The following is a 16,672-nucleotide window of genomic DNA, read 5'->3' as shown; positions in this document are numbered from 1 at the left end:
AGTGTCAGAACACCCAGCCTCGCAAAGCGAGGAATCTCAGAGCCCCGGTGGCGGCGCTGACCGCGATGACGGCGACGATCTGGACGATCGAGGACGAACCGGGAAACAGGACGTGGACTGCTGCCAAGGCGGCCGTGCCGAGGGCGATTCCGACGAGTGCGAGACCGCCGGCTTCCCACTGAGTCTCGAACCAGCCGACACGCGCTGCGGCGTGAAAGGTGTGACGACGATGGAGTTCGTTGGCGAGAACCGTACTGGCTGCGATGCCGACGATATTGGCCGTGAACGAACCGAGCGTAGCGAGGGCGACGAACAGTCCCGCGTAGAGGACGTTGCTGGATACGCCGACAGCGACGAAGCGAACGAATTGGGCAGTGGCCGACTCACCGAGAAAACGAGCCTTCAGCCGGGGGCCGCAGTGAGCGACGGACCGTGTCTCCACCGAACTGCTCATGATGTCTCCAGTTGCCTGCCCGTGAGGCGGAGCCCCGCGTGACATACATATAACCGCAACATCGGCAGATTCGATCCCCGACTATGACCTAAATCTCTAAGAAGAAGAGTCCTTCTCGGCCTTCGCACGCGACCGACGAGTCAGATCGAAGTTGAACAGATCGGGCTTGATCGATGCCAGGAACAGCATCGCGCACCCGAATACAACCAAGACGATCGTCAGAACGACCACGACGATTCCGATGAACGCGCCGATACTTTCCATAACTGCCTACCTCCCGTGTCGCCCCTTACCGTACTGGGCTGCCGAAGAGTCGGTCGAATCCGCCCCGAATCGGACATCCGAGGCCCCACTGGCGTTGTAGCGTCCGACTATGACTTCACGGTTCGAGGGCAAAGTCGCATTCATCACCGGAGCAGCGCGGGGGCAGGGACGCGCCGAGGCAATCCGACTCGCGTCCGAGGGCGCCGACATCATCGCGGTCGACATCTGCGGCGAGTTCGACTCCACGCACTACGACGGCGCGACGCCTGCCGACCTGGCGGAGACCGTGGCCGCCGTCGAAGGCCTCGATCGACGCATCGTCGCATCGCAGACCGACATCCGTGACTTCGACGCCCTCGACACCGCCCTGCGCGACGGCGTCGCCCAGCTGGGACGCCTCGACGTCGTCATCGCCAACGCAGGCATCTGTTCGGCTGCGATGTCCTGGGAGACCACCCCCGAGCAGTGGAAGGAGACCCTCGACGTCAACCTCACCGGAACGTTCTTCACGGCGAAGGCAGCGGTGCCGATTCTTCTCGAACAGGGCACCGGCGGGTCCATCGTCTTCACCAGCTCGGTTGCCGGGTTGCGCGGACTCCCGTTCCTCGGTGCCTACGCCGCGAGCAAGCACGGCATCGTCGGCCTGTGCAGGACGATGGCCAACGAGCTCGGCCAATACAACATTCGTGTCAACACCGTTCATCCGCACGGCGTCGAGACCGGGATGCAGCCGGCGGAAATGATGACGCTCATCGGTGAACACGGCGCAACCCTCGGCCCGATCTTCATGGGTTCACTGCCCGACCCGGTGAGTCAGCCCGAGGACATCGCCGCGGCCGTGGCATGGCTCGCCTCCGACGAGGCGCGTCACGTCACCGGCATTCAACTACCAGTGGACCTCGGCACGCTCACCCGCTGAGAGGCACCTTGTCGGCTATCCGGTCTCATTCTCGCGGGACAACTCCGCTGCCCGCTTGATCGCCTTTCGGATACGGAAGTACGTACCGCAGCGGCACACGTTCTCGATTCGATCGATCTCCGCGTCGGTCGGTTCCGAGGTCCGCTTCAGCAGCGCAACCGCGGCCATGATCTGCCCGGGCTGGCAGTACCCGCACTGCGCCACGTCCTCCTCGAGCCATGCCTGCTGGACGGGGTGGAGGGTGTCGCCGTCGGCCAGGCCTTCGATGGTGGTGACTTCTCGCCCGTCGACCTCGGCAACAGGGGTGATGCAGGGCAGGATCTCCTCCCCGTCGAGGTGGCTCGTGCAGGCGTGGCATACCCCGATCCCGCAGCCGTACTTCGGCCCCCGAACGCCGAGTTTGTCTCGCAGCGCCCACAGCAGCGCGAGGTCGTCCGGTGCGTCGACCGACACACGGGAACCGTTCACCGTGAATTCGTGCATACAGCAGTGCCTTTCATCGCGGGAACGGCTCGAAATCGATGTCGAAGGAAATAGGGAAAGAAGCGACGACGCTACCCGTTGCCCGTTCGTACGCGTTGGCGATGGCACCGACCGCGGAGGGAACACCGAGCTCCCCCGCACCACCGGGGTCGTCCGAGCTGTCGATGACGATCACGCGAACCTCAGGGGGCGAATCACGTTGCCGCGCAAAGTGGAACTGAGAGAAGCTGCCTTCCAGTGGAAGACCTGCATCGATGTGGAGGCCGGCTGTCAAGGTCGTCGATATGGCGTCGGTGAGGCCGCCCTGCATTTGTGCCTCGAGTCCAGACGGATTGATCGCCTTCCCGACGTCGACCGCAATCACCGCGCGCCGAACCCGCGGCCGTTTCGGGTCGGTGGCGTCCATATCCACCACACACGCAGTGCACGAGCGGTACTCGGCATGGAAGCCGACCCCGCGCGCCCATCCATCGGGCATCGGCGCACCCCAGCCACTCTCACGCGCTGCTGCGTCGAGAACCGCGCGATGGCGCGCGTCACCCAGGTGCGCCCTCCTGAACTGGACAGGATCGATCCCCAGCTTCGCCGCAATCCGGTCGACCACGACCTCTGCGGCGCCGCGGCTGGTGGCCGAGAACACCGAGCGCCAACTTCCGGTGTTCATGGGCAGAGGCACTTCCCGAAGGGACTCGATCACCTCCCCGAAGGAATACGGCGTCACCACCGTCTGCGAGAACACCGAACGCCCTGACGAACTCGATCCCGACGCCGTGAGAATCTCACCGAACCCGTGGGAGAAATCCGTTGCCACCGAGAAGATTCGATGCTCGAATGACGCGACCTTCTGTCCGTCGGTCCGCACCAGGAAGCGATGATGCGACGCGGCACGGGCGCGGCCGTGGCGCATGTCGTCCACCCGTGTCCACATCAGCCGAACCGGTCGACCCATCGCTCGAGAGATTCTCGCAGCCTCGAGCGGCGCATCGAAGAACAGGCGTCGCCCGAACGACCCTCCAGCGTTGACGACGTGGACGGAGACCTTCGAGACGGGCAACCCGAGTACCCCCGCAATGACCTGCTTCGCGACGATGGGAGTCTGCATCGATCCCCAGATCTCGGCAGAGTCCGAACGAACATCTGCAACAGCAGAATTGGTCTCCATGGCGGCGTGGGATACGAACGCGAAATCGAATCCGGCCTCGAGTTCACCGGTGGTAGTGAAGGGTTCGACGGCGTCGCGCAGACGCGCACGAATGGTCTCGTCGTTCTCCGCGTCCACCGGACCCGGCGCCCAGGTGACCACCGCAGCGCTCGCGGCATCGATTGCCTGACCGAACGTCTCGGCCATCACGGCAACACCCGTCGGGACGACGGCTACATCGACCACGCCTGGCATCGCTCGTAGCGCATCCTCGTCGACGTCGGTCACCGTGCCGCCGATCGAGGGCGGTCGACGGACGACAACCGGCAGCGCCCCAGGAATGTCGAGGTCGAGTGCGTATCGAGTCGACCCGGTGATCATGGCACGTGCGTCCGAGCGGCGAGTTGGCGTGCCGACCAGACGTAGCTGGTCGGTGGATTTCGGCTGCGAAGGGACGATTTTCAGGAGTGGATCAGCCGCCGCGACGGCGAAGTCGCCGATGCCCGCCGAGCGACCGTCGGCAGCCTCGACGACACCTCCCGAGAGGGTGATCGAGTCCGGAAACACGGCCCACCGCACCGCGGCGGCAGCGATCAGCCGGGCACGAACAGCGGCCGCAGCGTGCCGAACGGGCCAATACATCGAGCGGACGGAGTTCGAACTGCCCGTCATCTGATTGAACAACAGTTCGGGCCGGGCGTCGGCAAGAGTGGCGCGGACAGCGTCGACCGGGATGTCGAGTTCGTCGGCGACGAGCATGGCAAGGGAAGTAGTCAGCCCCTGACCCACCTCGGCCCTCGGAAGCTCCAGGCCGACCGTGCCGTCGGCGCGCACGTCGATGACGACCAACAGATGCTCGGTCGGCCTGCCGGCCATGACGAGCACGTCCCCGAGGTCCATTTCTGCCGGAGCAGCCGTGGCCTTCTGCGACACCGCCATTGTCAGAGTGGGCGCCAGCAGCAGGGACGTCAGGAACGTCCGCCTGCTCACCCGCGTCATGCCGCTCCCCCTGTCAGTCGGCCGCCCCGCGCCCAGAGATCACGTTAGCGGCTGGTGGGAGTCGACGGTGATGTCGGGGTTGCGCGATCGTCATCACTGCATCGCGTAGAGGGTGTTGCCGTCGGGGTCGAAGAAATCGAACATCGGCGGAATTCCCTCCCACTGCAGGAGTTCGTCCGCATGTCCACCCGCGGCTCGAATTCTGGCGTGCAACGCAGCCGCATCGGGAGTCGTGAAACGAATGCCGGTGTCGCGGGCGGCGGTGAAGCCCTCGTATGCGGGAACGAGTGCTATCGACACCGGTGAGCCCGGTGGTGTCATCTCGACCCATCTGGTCGACATCTCGTCGATGACGCCGTCCATTGTCTTCTCGAATCCGAGTACGTCGCCGTAGAAGTCGATCGCTCGGTCCTGATCCGTTACCGGAATTGCAACCACCCGTAGGCCAGTCACCACTGCATCAGCCATTGGTCCTCCTTGCTCGTTTCCTGTTCTCTCGGCAATACCGACCCCTCGTCCGCCAGAAACTCATCGCGCAGGCAGACTTGCGTCAACGGCCGAGAGGTGCCCGCGAAGCCCTAGTTCAGGTACACAGTGGACTTCGGGTGTAATTTCGCTGTGGTGGACGTCCCGACATTCTCGGAGCTGAAAGCGCGCAACACGGCTGTCGCCGATCTATACGTATCTGGATCTCTAGAAGTCAGCGCTGACACCGACACCGGTCGTGTGAACGACAACTTCGTATTCTGGCACGGCTATGGAGATCGCTGGTGGGTCGAACGCAACGGCGTTGCCGTTTACGCATCGTCGAGTTCGACAGACACCGTGGCCGTCGCCCGAGTAGGTGAGTTCATGGTCCATCAACGCAGAGGCGGCCTGATACGCCTCGGCCGATCGTTCGTTCCAAGAGACCTTTTCGGTCCTCGGTCGCTCCTCGCACGCCGCACACGAGTGCAGCATGGTGCACGCCGTCCTAAAGCGGTCCAACACAACGGCCGGCCGGCGTGGTCGGTCGAAGTCACGTCCTCCACCGCCACCACCGTCATGGTGTTCGACGAAGAAACCGCGATCATTGTCGAACTGAGTAGCCCTGACCACGAGAACTCCCTGAGCCTCGTCGATATGGAGGTACACACCGACCTTCCCGCCAGCAGGTTCGTGTGGAATGGGCATGCTGTCGAGGCAGGCGAATCACCGACCTTTGGGATGTCATAGATCAGCAGTAGCGCGGTCCGCCGAGTTGGCGGCGCGAATGACGGCATCGAGCGTGGCTGTCAGAACAGAGCGATCAACTCCCGCAACCCAACTGGACCCCTCGGCGGTACGGACCTCCAGAATTGTCACCGCCTCACTGTCGCTGCCGGCATGAACGCTGGTCTGGGTCAAACTCAGAATGTCGACGTGACGCCCACAAGCTGCCAGCGCTTCGATGAGCGCCTCCACCGGTCCGACTCTCTTGTGGGTGCTCTCCCACTGTTCGCCGCAGATCTCAACCGTGATTTCAGTCGTATTCCGGCCGTCACTTTCGTGCGAATCGAAGCTGGTCAAAGCAACATCGTCGGCACCTTTTCCGCCGGCATATACCTCCCGGAAGATAAGCCATAGCTGGTCGGCCGAGAGCTCGGTGCCCACCGAGTCCGTGCGGCGTTGAACGTGCCGGGCGAGGTCGATCTGCAGCCGACGTGGGAGTTCGATCCCGTAGCCGGTTTCCAGGAGGTAAGCGATCCCACCTTTACCCGATTGAGAGTTCACACGAATGACCGCGTCGTAGGAGCGGCCGATGTCCGCTGGGTCGATGGGCAGATAGGGAACACGCCACTCCACAGAGTCGGGATGTACCTCCCCCTGCGCGCGGATCTGGTGCTCGGCGAACCCCTTCTTGATGGCATCCTGGTGTGTCCCACTGAAGGCAGTGTGGACGAGGTCTCCGACGTACGGGTGCCGCGGATGGACTTCGAGCTGGTTGCAGTGTTCGACGGTGCGGCGGATTTCGTCGATATCCGAAAAATCGATCATTGGATCAACCCCTTGGGCATGCAAATTCAGCGCTAGCGTCGCAATGTCGACGTTGCCGGTGCGTTCACCGTTGCCGAAGATGCAACCTTCGACGCGTTGCGCACCGGCGAGGACAGCGAGCTCGGCACAGGCGATTCCGGTTCCACGGTCGTTGTGCGGGTGCACCGACAGAATCACACTGTCGCGGCGAGCTATGTTCCGGTGCATGTACTCGATCTGGTCGGCGTACACGTTCGGCGTGGCAACCTCGACCGTCGCCGGGAGGTTCAGGATGACCGGCCGATGCGGAGTCGCTTGCCATAGGTCGGTCACGGCATCGCAGATGTCGAGGACGTAATCGGGCTCGGTCAAGTTGAATACTTCTGGTGAGAACTCGAAACGCACGTTCGGTAGGTCACCAGCCAACTCCCTGACGTCGGACGCCCCGGAAAGTATCAGGGCTCGAAGGTCGTCGGTGTTGCGTCCGAGGACAACATCGCGCCATGTCGGTGCTGTGGCCGTGTACATGTGGATGACAACTTCGTTGCTGATGCCGCGCACGGACTCGACGGTTCGCTCGATGAGGTCGCGGCGCGCGGGTGTGAAAACTACGACGGTGACGTCGTCGGGTGCGAGGTCTGTGCGGGCGAGTAGGCGCACGAAATCGAAATCGGTCTGCGAGGCGGAGGGGTAACCGACCTCGATTTCCTTGTAACCCATCGCAACCATGAGTTCGAAGAACCGTTGTTTGCGTTCGGGATTCATGGGTTCGGGAAGTGCCTGGTTGCCGTCCCTGAGATCGACCGGCACCCACAGAGGAGCCTCGGTCAGCCTCCTGTCGGGCCAACTCCGGTCGACGAGCGGCACATCGACCTTGCTGAACACGTCACGATAGCGGTGCGACGGCATTTGAGATCGTTGTTGCCGGTTCCACGATGGCGCATCGGATGGGGCGGGGCCTGCAGGAGTGGAGATGGTGGGGAACGCGGACATAGTTTTGAGAACCTTCTCGTCGACTAACCGGTGGACGGTCGGCGGATGGTCGAGCCCCACGGGAGGGTGCCGACTCGACTAGACCCCGCCGTGGCCGCTAAGGAGCAGATGGACACCTGACGACATAGAGGCAACCTAGCACAACTCCTCAGACAACCTGAGGAGTAGGATGCAGGGATGGACCCGGTCGTACGTGAATCGCTCGCCGATCAGGCAGCCAATCGTCTATGGGCGAGAATCAAATCCGGTGAATGGCCCGTCGGCACGAAGCTCCCCGGCGAGACCACGTTGGCCCCACAGCTCGGCGTTGGCCGGTCGACGATGCGCGAAGCGACCCGGCAACTCGCCGGCCGGGGCATACTGGTTGCGCGGCAAGGGTCGGGGGTGTTCGTACATTCGGTCGACGAGGCCGGAGCCGAATGGGATCTAGTACTCAAACGAGCAGATATCGACGCAGTTCTCGAAGCCCGCTTAGCTGTCGAGGGGGAGGCCGCCGAGCTCGCAGCGACTCGCCGGACCCCCGCTGATATCAAGGCGATTCAGAGCGCACTGCGGCTTCGCGCCAAGCGGCGCTCCGAGATCTCCGAATTGGTCGACGCGGACATAGCTTTTCATCGAAGCATCGTCTCAGCGTCTCACAATGAGGTACTACAGGGCCTCTTCGACACCATGACACCTCGGTTGCGGAGCGCGATGGCCGAAATGCTGAATATGGCCAAGGATTTCGGTGATGATCACGACCACGCAATTCACGCGCACGTGGTTGAGGCGATCTGCGCGCGGGACGCGGACCGGGCGCGGTCTCTGACACGAGCCCACCTTCGCGACTTGATGGGCGCTATGCGGTCGTCCACGTGACCGATGACCACCGGGAGCTGCGCTGCTCCGAGTTATCAACGGGTGCTTCGAAAGCGCCGTATACGTCATGGATTCCGATCGCCGCATGACGAAATCGGCTTCGCCGGCGACGCAACGGCCTTTGATATTGACCGTCGTGCTGCTCCCACTACTGTGGTGGTGTCTTACCCTGGTCGTCGGTGCCCTTGGCCTGATGTGGGACGACATCGGCGATCTAGTGGTGACCTGGAACATCGTCACAGCAGTTGGACTCATTCTGTTGATTCCCGCCGCACTCTTCGCGTTCAACGGCGTCTCCGAACTCCCGCATCGTTCGACCTTCCGCCGTGGGCGTTGGTACGCCACAGCAGCACTTTCGCTCACCGCGCTGTTCTGCGTACTCGCAGCATCCACCCCGGTTCTGAATGCAATCGCCCCACCAACCCAACGAGACCCCAACAGCTGGAGCCCCGTGCTGACTACAGGCGAAGAGTGGGTTGCTGCCGCTCCCTACGCGATCTTTCTGCTGCCGGTCGTCTTCGTACTCAGCAAGTTGTGGCGCGTCGTCCCGGCTGTTCTGCCTGACGAGGACCGGTAGTGCGTCGACCCCGGCCACGTCGCACTGGTCGACGGACTACCGGGGTGCGAGTATGTGCACATGTCTGAAGCGGTCCGCGCATTGGAACGCGGCGAGTGGTACCTCGACGACGACGAACTTCGACGACGACGTCGACGCTGCTCCGAACAACTCGACGCGTTCAACGCTGTGCCCGCTGTAGACGACGCAGGACGCGCCGGAATCCTGGCGGAGATGCTCGGCGCTTCGGTGACGACGCCGTCGTCGTGCCGCGGTTTCAGTGCAGCTACGGCTACAACGTTCGGCTCGGAGCTCGATCGTTCGTCAACGCCAACGCGTTCTTCATGGACGACGCCGTGATCACAATCGGAGATGACACTCGCATCGGACCCGGCGCACAGTTGATGACGGCCCTCCACCCCGTCGACGACCACCGGCGACGGCGGGAGGGGTGGGAACGAGCTCATCCGATAACCGTCGGCGACAACGTATGGCTCGGCGCCGCAGTGACCGTCGGAGCAGGGGTCACGATCGGACGCAACTCCGTCATTGGCGCCGGAAGTGTAGTTCTGCATGACATCCCGGATCACGTAGTCGCCGCAGGCTCCCCCGCGGCAATACTTCGGAGCACACCAAAGGAATAGCAGCGGTGCGCTCGAGCGTCCTGTAGCGCATCCCGTTCGGCTGTCACTACAGAAGCGCCGCGACGTCGAGGTCGATCGTGCCGTCACCAGGACCGCTCGCGCGCACGTCGAGACCGGCGATCCATATGCGACCTTCCTCGTCGACAGTGACGTCGGGCCTGGTCGTCTTGATTGGACAAACCGAGAACACCTCAAAGGTAACGGGACTCAGAACCACGAAGAGCCACTGCCCCTCCTCCCGAGGCGGAAGCTGATCACTCCCGCCAACGGGCCACCATCCATGGTTCCCACTGCCGTCCGGGCGGTGCCGCACGACCCACACCCGGTCACCGACACGTCCACCCGACAGAAACCGTTGAGCAAACAGCGTTTTCCCCGAACGGGCATCGATCACTCCGCCATGAGTGAAGACGCGAACGCCGACGCCGGTCTCGGCCAAGAACAACGCTCGGCTGCCCTCGACTTCGTAACCTCGATGGTAGGCACCGCGGTTGTCGATTTCGGACACCTCGAGGGTGTGCCGAGCGCCTCCCACAGTGAGCAGCAGGAAGCCTGTATCCGTCGGAGCGCAATCGACGACACGACGCGGGCCGTCGTCGGGCATCGTCACCTGTTGCATTCCGCCGTCATTGCCGATGACAGTTGTTTGGTCCTCGGTGAACACCAGCAATGAACCTCGGCGGGCAGTGGCGAACAGGACGGAGCCGAGATCGAAACGCTGTACGGACATCTCACCGTCGACGATGCTGCAGCGCAACACGTCCGAACCGCCGGCGACCCAACAACCGGACCCGTCGGCGAACACTCGCCGAGGTTGGGGATGAATAAGAGCACTCACCACCCCGGCCGGCAGTACATATTCTGTTGCGTTCACGGCACCCGCCGGATCGACGACTCGAACCAAGACCGGCAACTCGCGATCCAGAAGCCACAACGTCCGTCCGGCGACACTTGCGGCCGACGGCACCACGCGTGGCCTCAGCGGGGCGGGCGGGGCGGCGTCGAGATCCAAGTCGATGACCACCCCCGAGTGGTGACGCCTGGTGTCGCCGGGCTGCGGACGATGTTCGTCGAAGAATCCGTCGAACCACCGAGGTGACGTATCGACGTCCTCCAGTTCGACTGGATCGGTCGCACTGTGCCGCCAGCCCTGATCAGTGAATACCATTGTGCCGAACTGGCTTCGAACCCGGGTCACCAGCCCTCGCACCGGGTCGGTTCTCCCGGCGTGATCGACGTAGAACACCCCGTCCTCAGCGATCGGGCCCACAGCCGGACGATCTGCCCGCCATGCTGCCGACCATCCGTCCCCGCGAAGGACCGTCTCCCACTGCAAGTGACCGTCGGGGTGACGCAGTGGTTGGTGATCAAGCGTGGGGTGGGCGACCGCCCGCATCGATCTGATTCTCTCGTCGGTGTTGGGTTCGGGGCGGCGAAAGAACTCGAGGCTGATCGACAACGGCTGCCCGACTGCGGGAGGACGCACCGATCCGTCCTCGACCAGCCATCCCTCGACCATCACGGTCAGCACCCGCGGCGCCGTCATTTCCCGGCATTCGGTTGCAGGACATCATCGATCGTGTGACCGATCCAGCGTTCGTATCGATCGGCAGGGGCCAGTTTGGGGAAGAACTCTCGACGCACGTCACCGATGAGCCCCACATAGTCGAGGTCCTGCACCTGGTCTGGGGCGTGGACCCTTTCCAGCACCTGCAGCAGTGTCCGCAGGACTTTGAACAGAGCTGGAAGCGGCTCGGTCCAGCTGGCGTCTGTCAGCGAATTGACCGATGCCAGTGCGGCCGTCGGAGCCCGCTCGCCACTGTTCGAAGTTGCCCACAGCTGGATACGGGTGTCGGCGTCGAAAGCGTCCCACACTTTGGTGCTGTGCCGGTCGTCGAACGGCGCCGGAAGCGGGGTGTCGTTCTCGAACGCCTCGAGTCCGGCGCGAATCCAATCGATGTCTGCGACACCGGCCAGCGTGTAAGCCCGGCGCGCAGCCCACGCAGCAATCTTGCGAAGTTTCGGTGCGCGGGCGCGCGCCAGTGCGTCGACGAGCATTCTGTCGTGAAATGCGAACTGTTTTGCATAGGCAGTGTGTTCGAGTTTGTCGGTGGGCGGTCGCCCACCCCAATCGATGGCCTTCTGTTTGGCCCACGTCGCCATCTGCTCGTAGCCGTACTTGATGTACAGGGTCGCATCCCCGGCGGGATCGGGGTCCCACCAGTTTCTGACCTTGTGGACGGTGATGTCGTCGTTCCACACCGTGTCGGTCTTGTGGAGTCGCCGCAGAGCGGCGGGCTGGGCGGCCTTCCAAACCTGCACGAGGTACGACTCGGTGGGCTCGGTGGCGGTCAGGCCCGGGCTCACATCGCGACCTCGTGCGCTGACCCGAAAAGTATTGAGGCCCTTGGGGAGCGACAGGACCGTAAAATCTTGTGCAACTTCGCCATCGAGGGTGAGAACTCGGAACGGTGTGCTCACCTTGATGGTGGCTTCTTCGATGATTTCCCATTCGGTACCTGTGCTGGGGTCACCGGGATCGGTGGTGAGCACGTCGACCGTGACTGACACCGGACCGTATGCGACACCCGACATGACGCCCACATTCGAGAAAACGGCCGAGTATGTCTCATGTTCAACTCGTTCGACAGCCGCCCGAGAATCGTACGGCTACATGGCACGGGATCGGTGGCGTTGCCGGGCGATGCGATGTTCGAAGAAGTGGTGGCGCGGCATCCCACAAACCCCAGTACGCGAGCCGTGATTACGGTGGACGTCACGAGGATCAGCGACTCGTGCGGCTGGGGCGTGCCCGTCATGGACAAGATCGGCGAACACGATCTGATCCGACGCCACGCAGAGAAGAAGGGTGAGCAGGGCATGGTCGAGTACCGCGCTCAGAAGAACGCGTCGAGCATCGACGGGCTCCCTGGGCTCCCCCTGTAGACCGCCTGCTGGATTCCAGTATCAAGGATCCACCCAGGCCCAGCCGTTTCGCCCCAGTCGGCTCAGACCCGAAAGAGCAACTGCGGCAATGTCAACTACATGCAACGATTGGCTCGAGTGTTACTGGCAATCGTTGGGGGAGCAATCCTGAGCGGTCTCGTGGTTTCCGCGATCATGCCCCCACTGGTCGGTGCACTACGGGATCGGGCGGAACTTGGCTGCTGGACAACCTCTGCTGGCCCGACGATGTGCAGTGACGGCTCCATATTCGGACCGACCGCTTTCCTCCTATTTGTAGTCACCTGGATTTCTATCACTGTCGCACTGTTGGCGCTTACCGCATCTACTGGGGATGGCGAGGGACCGAGCACATAATCGGCAACGCACTTAACAAGGCTCGGGCCGCGACTTGACTGGGTATCCAAAGAATAGGGGTCCGCCACGGGCGTCCACGGTCGCCGTGCCAAGGTGGTTGAATGTCGCAATGACGGAACGACTGGCCGAACAGGTTGGACAGGTACGGCCGCTCTGGTTCACAGTGCCTTTTTGGCTGATCTTTTGCGCATCGGTCTTCTCGCTCGTCGGAATCTCGAGTTGGTCGTGGTGGATTCTCGTTGCCGTTCTCGGTGGGGTCGTCAGTTACTGCTGGTAGTTGGCTCGTCGGCCTAGCAGGTTCCGGTTGCTGTTCGCTGTCGCATGCAGCGCGCTTGCTGTGGGCGCCTGTGCTGCTGCGGCTCACAATGTGTTCGCACCGTTCGCGATCGGCACGGAAAGCGTCGGCGACAACGAAGTTCGATGCGGGTCGGTCCTGAACCCCATTCCGGCACAGGACTTGCGCGAGGTGGATGGACAGACCGGAGAGGCCATCATGCGACAAAGCGCTATCCCGACAGGTGAATTCGAACGCGTGTGTAGCAACAACCTGCACTACCGGACGAGCGATGCCGTTGGCGAGATCATTCTCGGGGCGCTACTCGCGTCACGTGGAATCGGGCACATCCGATCGGGGAAGCCCACGCGAGAAGGTGTGTAGCGCGCAGGTGCACAGTTTCAACGCGTCGACGTCGTCTATCGGCATTACCAACGACGGGACCACCGGTATATTTCCCTCCCGCTCACGTTGTTGGGCGGCAGCGACGTCATCGGACGAGGTGTCCGCGAAAGCGGTTCCGTACGAGCTGGATTCGCATGAGGTGGTGTATCTATCGTCGAAGCCCGTGGGGTGGGAGGACCGAGAGACCTCGGTGAGGCCGGCGAGTGCGTCGATCGGCGCGTTCTGTAGTCCGCACGGGCTCGCCGGCCACGCTGGACGAAATGCCTCGCCCGCTTCGTTCACGAACCACAAACCTGCAGGAGGTTCCATCGCGTACACACAAGATGGCGTGACGCCGTCGGGGAAACGTTCGGAATCCGCTGAGAACACTGCGTCCACCGCGCTGATGTCGCCCTCGAGTCGAACAGAGTCCACCGTCAGAGCCCCGGTCTCGTCGACACCTCGCTCGCACCGCTGCACTGCGACCGGCTGAAAATGAGCCGGCGGGTATCCGGGCGCGGGCGCGTTCGGAGTGAGCGCCGGATCCCACGGTCCCAACCTAGTCAGCGCGGTGTAGATGTCCTCGGCCAGACAGTTGGGGGACTCGACCACCGTCGCTACGGATGGACGATACGAGACGCTGTCGTTGAGCGGGTTGAGACTCGACGAGCACGCCGACAGGCCCACTGCAGCGAGGCCCACCAGAACAGGCGACCACACACGGCTCATGACGGAAGGATAGCCGCAGAGGGGCGGACTTTGTCCGAGGTAAACCCGGAGCTGCTAGGGCCCACCTTGGAGGGTGTACGGGTAAAAGAGTCCGTCCCGCCACTGAAGTATCACTGCCGTTGAGGTCTCGTACCCGCGAGGCCAGTAAATGTCGTAACCCAACGGCCACATGTGATGCTTGGGATACCACTCGGGCGATGCCGGCGAATCCGGCTGGGGTGCAGTCTCAGTCGGCGGGAGCTTGCTGGGCTTGTACTCCCGCCCCTCGACGTTCAATTCCGGCGGGATCTGCGTCAACCACGACACCGAGCCGTACTGTACCGAGAAATAGCCGAAGCCGGCGAGCAGCAGAACGACGACGGCCCCGACAGGTGTCCACGCACGGATGCGCCACCCACCATTCATCGGAAAACCCCTCACTCACCCGCTACGTGCGATGCTCGTGTCCAACGTTCGTCGTCCCGACGCCAGAATTCCGGTTCGTCAACGACGTCGATGACGCCGGGGGCGAGCCAGTACGTGGCATCGGGATCCCACCCACCCAACACCGTCGCGCTCACATTGTCCGACAACGGAATTGCCATTCCGGGCGTCGTCAGATAGCCATGCAGACTCAGATGCGCTGCGTCGTAGTCCTCGGCGACCGCGGCCCAGTCGGGGATGAACCAGTCTCGATACTCGCCGGTGGTGTCGAACCACACGGATCGCCTCGACTCCGCCACGCTGAGTGGATACTTCTCGACCAATCGTGCCCAGTCCGACGGTGTTGAAATCTCGTACACACGCACAGGATTTCGAACCTGCACCGGCCAGACCCGCGCCTCACCGCCACCGTCCGAGTCTTCTTCCATCACAAGTTCCAACGCGCCGATACCGTCCCGAGCTCGGGTAGCGGTGAGGGTGTTGCTGAAGATCGGAGTGGACCACCACTCGCCGGCAAGATTGCTGTCGGGGTTAGCGGTCCGGTAAGCCCGAAATCTACTCTCGGTTTCCACTGCGCGTTCGCGCCACTCGCCGAGACCGGAGGATGTCGGGAGATTGGGCGCAGTCGATTCGGGCCACTCGGCGGGTGACATCGGATGTGCAACAAGGCGTTGACCATTTACATCAACAGCGTCACCCCACCACGCAGTGTGTTTCGACGCCAGGACGGCGGCGGCAATGGGCCGGAGCGCTGCCCTGACGTCCGGGTCGGCGAATTTGACGTCGTCCTCGTCCGGAGGCTGCCAGTACCGCGCGAAGTCGGCCGCGTATCCCAGCGCTTCGAGCAGATCCAGCTCGGACAACTGAGGGATCACGCTCGTGTCGACCCCTTCGATCACCTCGAGGGCATCAGCGGTGGTCTGCGGACGGTTGTAGTCCGCAGCGCGTGCGTCGGTGCTGCACTTGTAGGCGACATTCGCGAAGAAAAAGCGTCCGCGAGGTGACGCGAGAGCGAGCGCCGTCATGTCCATGCTCCGACGCTATCGTTCGTCGTGAGAAGGCGTCAGGACAGCCCCGTCGTCAGCGGTGTGGTTCTGCGGTGAGATCCCCGATGCGCGTCGTGCAACCTTTTCTGTCCCGCCAGACGGCAACGCCGTCGACGAGGTCAAGATTCATGAACCCGCCTTCGTCAGCCCACGGCCACGCGGTACCGACTTCGGCCACTTCGGTCTGAACCAGATCGGCCATCGACAGCAGTGCTTTCTCCGCGTCGTCGTCGACGGAGGCGCCGTACCCACTACACGCAAGCCCGCCTCGCCTTCCACCCGAAATGGTCACAGCGCTCAGGAGCCACACTGCACCGCCGTCGGGGTCGTACTCGGCAACCCAGTCGATGTGCTCGATCTCGCCGCCGTACTGGCGCACGTGGAGGTCGTGACTGAGTCGCTGGAGGGCGGCGAGCCATGCGTCGGGCAGATCCGACCACGTCACCTGAATCCCTCGTCGCGGTCGCCAGTTGGCAGTCAACACCCGCTCGTGGCGATCGAGAAATGGACGCACGCTGACAGTTTGCCAGCTGCAACTCACACCGTAGCGGTCTTGGCTTCCTTCAATTCGGCCGTCATGTCACGCGAACTGGGAACCGACTCGGGATCCACCCACTGCTCTGCATCCCACAAGCCGGACCGCTGAAAAGCCTTTGGGCAGTGGGCGAAGATCTGGTCGACCTCGACGAGGACCGCCAACTTCGGTCGGGCTTCTGCCCCTTCGAGACGGTCGAGAATCTCGGGCGCGACGGTAAGCGTCGCGCGGCCGTTGACGCGCAGCGTGTGTGAGACGCCCGGTACGACGAACAGCAGCCCGACGTGTGGGTTGGCCAGCACGTTCCGGAAGTTGTCCACGCGGCGGTTTCCCGGTCGATCCCCGATGACGAACGTCCGCTCGTCCAGATGAAGCAACGCCCCTCGCGCGTCACCCCGCGGGCTTACATCGCAGTTCCCGTCGGCGTCCGACGTCGCGAAGAGCATGAAGCGGGCCTCGTCCAGATAGGCACGGACGGCTGGGGTCACCACGTTTCCCACCTTGGTGCGCACCAGCTCGGACGGCTCTCCTACGAGATCCTCCAGCTGTGACGCAGAGTCGATGATGGACCCGAATGCGGCGTCACGAAGTTCCGACATGGTTAGAGGGTATCGGCGGGAATACCTCACCGGCGTCGGCGTTACACTCGACAGT

At 63.0% G+C, this 16,672-nt stretch carries 21 protein-coding genes; 8 read left to right on the top strand and 13 right to left on the bottom strand.

The annotated features are described in order from the left end of the window. Positions 1-4: 4 nt before the first annotated feature. Together D8W71_RS05380 and D8W71_RS27540 are read right to left on the bottom strand one after the other, a co-directional pair. The gene (locus tag D8W71_RS05380) at positions 5-454 is read right to left on the bottom strand and encodes a GtrA family protein (RefSeq protein ID WP_121118620.1); all 450 of its coding nucleotides are present in this window, start codon (positions 452-454) and stop codon (positions 5-7) included. A 96-nt stretch (positions 455-550) separates the two neighbouring features. Then, positions 551-718: a hypothetical protein gene (locus D8W71_RS27540; protein ID WP_201265261.1), complete on the bottom strand. Its 168-nt coding sequence runs from the start codon at positions 716-718 to the stop codon at positions 551-553. Between the two features lie 109 nt (positions 719-827). Here D8W71_RS27540 and D8W71_RS05375 point away from each other — a divergent pair, with 109 nt between their 5' ends. Next, positions 828-1,637: a mycofactocin-coupled SDR family oxidoreductase gene (locus tag D8W71_RS05375; protein ID WP_121111644.1), complete on the top strand. Its 810-nt coding sequence runs from the start codon at positions 828-830 to the stop codon at positions 1,635-1,637. Between the two features lie 15 nt (positions 1,638-1,652). Here the strand turns inward: D8W71_RS05375 and D8W71_RS05370 are convergent, their stop codons facing one another. The 3 genes from D8W71_RS05370 to D8W71_RS05360 form a co-directional block, all read right to left on the bottom strand. Beyond that, entirely contained in the window at positions 1,653-2,120 is a 468-nt protein-coding gene (locus D8W71_RS05370) for a (2Fe-2S)-binding protein (RefSeq protein ID WP_121111643.1), read from the bottom strand. A 13-nt stretch (positions 2,121-2,133) separates the two neighbouring features. Next, positions 2,134-4,260 (bottom strand): xanthine dehydrogenase family protein molybdopterin-binding subunit, encoded by a 2,127-nt coding sequence (locus D8W71_RS05365; protein ID WP_121111641.1) that lies wholly within the window; start codon positions 4,258-4,260, stop codon positions 2,134-2,136. 93 nt (positions 4,261-4,353) lie between these two features. After that, positions 4,354-4,728: a VOC family protein gene (locus D8W71_RS05360; RefSeq protein WP_121111639.1), complete on the bottom strand. Its 375-nt coding sequence runs from the start codon at positions 4,726-4,728 to the stop codon at positions 4,354-4,356. Positions 4,729-4,881: 153 nt separating this feature from the next. On the opposite strand from D8W71_RS05360, the gene D8W71_RS05355 reads away from it, so the two are divergent. Further along, positions 4,882-5,475 (top strand): hypothetical protein, encoded by a 594-nt coding sequence (locus D8W71_RS05355; protein ID WP_153275316.1) that lies wholly within the window; start codon positions 4,882-4,884, stop codon positions 5,473-5,475. Here the strand turns inward: D8W71_RS05355 and D8W71_RS05350 are convergent. Next, entirely contained in the window at positions 5,470-7,248 is a 1,779-nt protein-coding gene (locus D8W71_RS05350) for a 2-isopropylmalate synthase (protein ID WP_121118618.1), read from the bottom strand. The two genes, D8W71_RS05355 and D8W71_RS05350, sit on opposite strands and share 6 nt — an antisense overlap. Positions 7,249-7,425: 177 nt before the next feature. On the opposite strand from D8W71_RS05350, the gene D8W71_RS05345 reads away from it, so the two are divergent. From D8W71_RS05345 to D8W71_RS27835, 4 genes are all read left to right on the top strand, one after another. Beyond that, positions 7,426-8,106 carry a FadR/GntR family transcriptional regulator gene (locus D8W71_RS05345; RefSeq protein WP_121111635.1) on the top strand — a complete coding sequence of 227 codons (681 nt, stop codon included), beginning with the start codon at positions 7,426-7,428 and terminating at the stop codon, positions 8,104-8,106. Positions 8,107-8,191: 85 nt separating this feature from the next. After that, positions 8,192-8,683 (top strand): hypothetical protein, encoded by a 492-nt coding sequence (locus D8W71_RS05340; RefSeq protein ID WP_153275315.1) that lies wholly within the window; start codon positions 8,192-8,194, stop codon positions 8,681-8,683. A gap of 60 nt (positions 8,684-8,743) precedes the next feature. Beyond that, entirely contained in the window at positions 8,744-9,022 is a 279-nt protein-coding gene (locus D8W71_RS27840) for a maltose acetyltransferase domain-containing protein (protein WP_236077726.1), read from the top strand. Continuing rightward, on the top strand, positions 9,019-9,306 hold the full coding sequence (locus D8W71_RS27835; protein WP_236077725.1) for a DapH/DapD/GlmU-related protein: 288 nt from the start codon (positions 9,019-9,021) through the stop codon (positions 9,304-9,306). Before D8W71_RS27840 ends, D8W71_RS27835 begins: the two co-directional genes overlap by 4 nt. Positions 9,307-9,352: 46 nt before the next feature. Here D8W71_RS27835 and D8W71_RS05330 read toward each other — a convergent pair whose 3' ends face one another. Beyond that, positions 9,353-10,852 carry a hypothetical protein gene (locus D8W71_RS05330; RefSeq protein WP_121111631.1) on the bottom strand — a complete coding sequence of 500 codons (1,500 nt, stop codon included), beginning with the start codon at positions 10,850-10,852 and terminating at the stop codon, positions 9,353-9,355. Further along, positions 10,849-11,901: a transposase gene (locus tag D8W71_RS05325; RefSeq protein WP_121111628.1), complete on the bottom strand. Its 1,053-nt coding sequence runs from the start codon at positions 11,899-11,901 to the stop codon at positions 10,849-10,851. Before D8W71_RS05325 ends, D8W71_RS05330 begins: the two co-directional genes overlap by 4 nt. A gap of 36 nt (positions 11,902-11,937) precedes the next feature. Here D8W71_RS05325 and D8W71_RS05320 point away from each other — a divergent pair, with 36 nt between their 5' ends. Both D8W71_RS05320 and D8W71_RS27290 read left to right on the top strand, forming a co-directional pair. Beyond that, a complete protein-coding gene (locus tag D8W71_RS05320) occupies positions 11,938-12,252 on the top strand; it encodes a hypothetical protein (protein WP_201265260.1) in 315 nt (104 codons plus the stop codon). A gap of 484 nt (positions 12,253-12,736) precedes the next feature. Next, positions 12,737-12,904, top strand: coding sequence for a hypothetical protein (locus D8W71_RS27290; RefSeq protein ID WP_153275314.1), 168 nt, complete (start codon positions 12,737-12,739; stop codon positions 12,902-12,904). A gap of 327 nt (positions 12,905-13,231) precedes the next feature. Here D8W71_RS27290 and D8W71_RS05310 read toward each other — a convergent pair whose 3' ends face one another. From D8W71_RS05310 to D8W71_RS05290, 5 genes are read right to left on the bottom strand one after another with little or no spacing between them, the layout of a single operon-like run. Beyond that, positions 13,232-14,014 (bottom strand): hypothetical protein, encoded by a 783-nt coding sequence (locus tag D8W71_RS05310; RefSeq protein ID WP_201265259.1) that lies wholly within the window; start codon positions 14,012-14,014, stop codon positions 13,232-13,234. Between the two features lie 54 nt (positions 14,015-14,068). Next, positions 14,069-14,419: a hypothetical protein gene (locus D8W71_RS05305; RefSeq protein WP_153275313.1), complete on the bottom strand. Its 351-nt coding sequence runs from the start codon at positions 14,417-14,419 to the stop codon at positions 14,069-14,071. Between the two features lie 11 nt (positions 14,420-14,430). After that, entirely contained in the window at positions 14,431-15,468 is a 1,038-nt protein-coding gene (locus D8W71_RS05300) for a hypothetical protein (protein ID WP_121111622.1), read from the bottom strand. Positions 15,469-15,517: 49 nt separating this feature from the next. Further along, positions 15,518-15,997, bottom strand: coding sequence for a hypothetical protein (locus D8W71_RS05295; RefSeq protein WP_121118616.1), 480 nt, complete (start codon positions 15,995-15,997; stop codon positions 15,518-15,520). Positions 15,998-16,020: 23 nt separating this feature from the next. Beyond that, positions 16,021-16,617, bottom strand: a complete 597-nt coding sequence (locus D8W71_RS05290) for an MSMEG_1061 family FMN-dependent PPOX-type flavoprotein (RefSeq protein ID WP_121111620.1) — start codon at positions 16,615-16,617, stop codon at positions 16,021-16,023. Between the last annotated feature and the right edge of the window lie 55 nt (positions 16,618-16,672).

The sequence above is a fragment of the Rhodococcus sp. P1Y genome, assembly GCF_003641205.1.
Lineage (GTDB): Bacteria > Actinomycetota > Actinomycetes > Mycobacteriales > Mycobacteriaceae > Rhodococcoides.
Note: the sequence above shows the minus strand (reverse complement) of the source record. Positions and strands in the feature narration are given on the sequence as shown.